General features: G+C 55.2%; 1 protein-coding gene. It reads left to right on the top strand.

Annotated features, from left to right (window positions below):
* The first annotated feature begins 79 nt into the window (after window positions 1-79).
* A protein-coding gene (locus CWM52_RS25875) for an IS3 family transposase (RefSeq protein ID WP_416308826.1) occupies window positions 80-1,188 on the top strand; the annotation gives its coding sequence in 2 pieces (ribosomal slippage) (window positions 80-335 and window positions 335-1,188; 1,110 coding nt in all).
* Window positions 1,189-1,222 lie beyond the last annotated feature (34 nt).

The following is a 1,222-nucleotide window of genomic DNA, read 5'->3' on the forward strand; positions in this document are numbered from 1 at the left end:
TGACCCTGACCCGAAATCCTGCGCCATTCAGAAACAGAATGCCGGCATGATCTACACTCCCTGAACGGAGGTGGTGCCGATGAAAAAATCACGATTCACCGAAGAGCAGATTGTTTTTGCCCTGAAGCAGGCTGAACTGGGGACGTCCGTGCCGGAGGTCTGCCGTAAGCTGGGTATTTCTGATGCCACGTTCTATACGTGGCGCAAGAAATACGGTGGTATTTCGCCCTCTGAGTTGAAGCACATGCGCCAGCTGGAAGAGGAAAACCTGCGGCTGAAGAAACTGGTGGCCGATCTGAGCCTCGACAAGACCATGCTGCAGGATGTGCTGGCAAAAAAGAACTGACGCTGGCACGTCTGCGCGAATGGGTCCGGGACCTGCAGGTGCGTTACGGGGCCAGCGAAAGGCAGGTCTGTTTTGCGCTGCGGGTCAGTCGCAGCTCGTTTCGCTATCGCTCCGTGGCGGCCGATGACAGTGCGCTGCGCCTGCGTATCCGTGAGATTACGGAAACCCGCGTGCATTACGGATACCGGCGGGTTCATATCCTGCTCAGGCGGGAGGGCTGGCAGGATAACCATAAACGCATTTACCGTCTTTACCGTGAACAGGGACTGTCCCTGCGTCTCAAAAGACCGCATCGCAACAAATCGGCACAACGCCGCCAGCCACAGCCTCAGGGGCTGTATCCGAACCATGTCTGGGGCATGGATTTTGTCTCTGATGCGCTGTTTGACGGCCGCCGGTTGCGTCTGTTGACGGTGATTGATCTGTACACCCGCGAATGTCTGGGGATCTGCGTGGGCCAGAATCTGCGCTCAACGGAAGTCGCAGAGATGCTGAACACCATTGCGCTCAGACGTCCCTTACCACAGTTGCTGAAAACCGATAACGGCTCTGAATTTGCAGGAAAAATGCTGGATAAATGGGTGTATGAACGGGGGATCCGTATTGATTTTTCCCGACCGGGAACACCAACGGACAATGCCACAGTGGAGTCATTCAACGGCAGGTTACGCCAGGAGTGCCTGAACGAGAACTGGTTCATGTCTCTGGAGGATGCACGGTGCAAAATCGAGGCCTGGCGCATACACTATAACCAGAGGCGTCCCCATTCTGTACTGGGCTGGATGACGCCATCCGAATTCGCTGAGAAGTCTGCCGGTTGGCAGAATATGCAGCCAACATGAAGCCGGTTATTCCTGATTATGGCTGGATCATATT

Origin of the sequence: Raoultella sp. T31 (assembly GCF_002806725.1) — a bacterium.
Taxonomy (GTDB): domain Bacteria; phylum Pseudomonadota; class Gammaproteobacteria; order Enterobacterales; family Enterobacteriaceae; genus Klebsiella; species Klebsiella electrica.